The sequence below is a fragment of the Roseomonas chloroacetimidivorans genome (assembly GCF_049629625.1).
In the GTDB taxonomy this organism is placed as follows: domain Bacteria; phylum Pseudomonadota; class Alphaproteobacteria; order Acetobacterales; family Acetobacteraceae; genus Roseomonas; species Roseomonas chloroacetimidivorans.
In genome coordinates, this window is the sequence record NZ_JBNBZS010000230.1 from 1 (window position 1) to 2,382 (window position 2,382).

The 2,382-nt window shown below is 67.3% G+C and carries 2 protein-coding genes; both read right to left on the reverse strand.

The genetic code is table 11. From position 1 onward, the window contains the following. Positions 1–31 precede the first annotated feature (31 nt). Positions 32–1,510: an efflux transporter outer membrane subunit gene (locus tag ACO1BU_RS36915; protein WP_424140833.1), complete on the reverse strand. Its 1,479-nt coding sequence runs from the start codon at positions 1,508–1,510 to the stop codon at positions 32–34. Positions 1,511–1,639: 129 nt separating this feature from the next. Continuing rightward, positions 1,640–2,374, reverse strand: coding sequence for an MFS transporter (locus ACO1BU_RS36920; protein WP_424140834.1), 735 nt, complete (start codon positions 2,372–2,374; stop codon positions 1,640–1,642). Positions 2,375–2,382 lie beyond the last annotated feature (8 nt).

Sequence of the window (2,382 nt, forward strand, 5' to 3'; positions counted from 1 at the left end):
GGCAGAGAGACACGGCAGCCCAACCGGAGCTCTACAGATGCGCATCCCAACCTCCGCCGAGTGACTTGTAGGCGGCCACCAGGTCGGTATCGAGGGCTGCGGCCGATTGCGCCAGCGCCAGTTCCGCCGCCAGGCGCGTCCGTTCCGCATCCAGCACTTCCAAGAAGTTCCCCAGGCCGGTTGCGAAGTGCCGGCGGGCCAGCCCTGCCGCCTCGCGCGCGGTTCGCACCTGGCGCTCCAGCGCCGCATGGCGCCCTTGATCTCCGTAGTACGCCGCAAGGGAGTTCTCGACCTCGTGCAGGGCATCCAGCACGGTGCGCCGATAGACGAGCGCCGCTTCGCGTTGCCGCGCCTCCTCCAGCCGCACCTGGCCCCGCAGCCGCCCCCCTTCGAAGATCGGGATCGTGAGGGCGGGCCCGATTGAGTAGAAGCGGCTGGCCCAGTTGAACAGGTTGACGGTGTTGCCCGACTGCAGGCCGAGGGAGCCGGTGAGGCTGATCGATGGGTAGAGTTGTGCCACCGCAACCCCGATCCGCGCCGTCTGGGCGTGGAGCGCCGCCTCGGCCTGGCGAATGTCAGGGCGGCGACGCGCCAGTTCCGAAGGCAGTCCGACCGGCACTTTTGGCGGAGCAGGCGGCACGGGCCGCGCCGCGTCCAACTCGCCTCGCAGTGCACCCGGCTCGCGCCCCACAATTCGGCTCAACCGGTTGATGGCGGCAGTGATCTGGGCGTCGAGCGGCGGAATTTGGGCCTGCGTGCCGGCGGCCAGCGCCTCAGCATTCGCGACATCCACATCGGCGGCCAGACCACTGGAGACGAGATTTCGCGTCAGCTGCACCGTCCGCCTCTGCAGATCGAGGCTATGCTGCGCCACCGCGCGCTGCGCCTGCATGCCACGAAGCTCGATGTAGGTGCGGGCGGCTTCCGCACGCAGGGAAAGCAGCACCCCGGCCCGGGCCTCTTCCGCCGTTTGCACCTCGGCCTCGCTCGCTTCCACGTTGCGCCGGGTGCGGCCCCAGAGGTCGAGTTCCCATGAGGCGTCAAAGCCGCCCTGGTAAATTGCGAAGCTCGGCTTTGGGCCGCTCGGCAACGGCGCGCCTGCTGCTGCATTGGGCTGAGCACCAGCGCTGGTGCTCGGCGATCCACCGGCGACCGCAGCGAAGGGGCTGTTCTGACTGATGCGCAGTCGGGTATCCGAGGCGGAAGCCGACACGGTGGGGTAAAAGCCTGCCGCGGCGATATCGCGCTGGTAGCGGGTCTCGACAAGGCGAGCCTCTGCCTCTTGCAGGTCGGGGTTCTCCGCCTCCACGCGCAAGACAAGAGCGGCGAGTTGCGGATCATGGAACTGCTGCCACCAGGCGGCGTCCACCGGCTCCTGGACCACCCGGCTGCCGGCACTCGCCTCCGCACTGAGCGCCGCCGGCGTCCAGCTTGGCGGCACTGGCGCCTCCGGGCGCTGGAAATCCGGGCCCACGGTGCAACCGGCCAGCCAGGCCGATAAGGACAGCATGACGACGCATCTGTTGCGCCGGGAGCTTTCAGTCCGCATTCGTCCCTGTTCTCACAGATCGTATCCTCCGGCCGAATGGCGGGGCGAAGAGAGGAGATGCCTTCTGCCCGTGGCGTTCGCGCATGCGTCTCAATCAAGAGCGACGTGCTCGGCCTCGGAGCCGGTGCTCCTCGGTGGCCGTGACATCAGGAAGAGGAGCAGCAGCAAGGGCAGGGACAGCCACAGCAGCAGCTTGAAGTCGTTCACATAGGCGATGACCTGTGCCTGCCGGGTTACTTCGGCGTCCAGCGTGGCGAGCCCATTCCTGGTCGAGAGATTCCAGAACTGCTCCACTCCCGGCTGCTCGAAAGCGCGGTTCAGCGGCGTGACGTGCTGCACGATCTCGGAATGGTTGATCTGGACGTTCCGCGTCAACAAAGCTTGGCACGCCGAAATGCCGATGGCGCTGCCGACGTTTCGCAAGAGGCTCAGCATCGCCGTGCCGTCGGTGCGCAGGGCGGGATCGAGTGTCGCGAAGGCCACGACCTGCAACGGGATGAACACAAAGCCCAGCCCAAAGCCTTGCAAGACCGTGGCGAAGGCGAACCCCCAACGATCCACGTCCGGGGTCCAGCCCGTCATTTCCCAGAGCGTCCAGCACATCACGAGGATGCCGAAGGCCATCAGCGCGCGCGGATCCACCCGGCTGGTGAGCCGTCCGACAATGAGCATGGCCACCATAGTGCCGACCCCGCGCGGAGCCATGAGCAGGCCGGCGGTGAACACCGGATAGCCAGCCAGTGTCTGCAGGTAGGGTGCCAGCAGCGCCGAGGTCGCGAACAGCACCACGCCCACGACGAACATGACCAGCAGCGCGGCGACCATGTTCCTGT

Excerpts from the sequence above, each read along its gene's own strand:
- ACO1BU_RS36915 (WP_424140833.1), bottom strand. The coding sequence starts at position 1,510 with ATGCTGTCCTTATCGGCCTGGCTGGCCGGTTGCACCGTGGGCCCGGAT.
- ACO1BU_RS36920 (WP_424140834.1), bottom strand. The coding sequence starts at position 2,374 with ATGGTCGCCGCGCTGCTGGTCATGTTCGTCGTGGGCGTGGTGCTGTTC.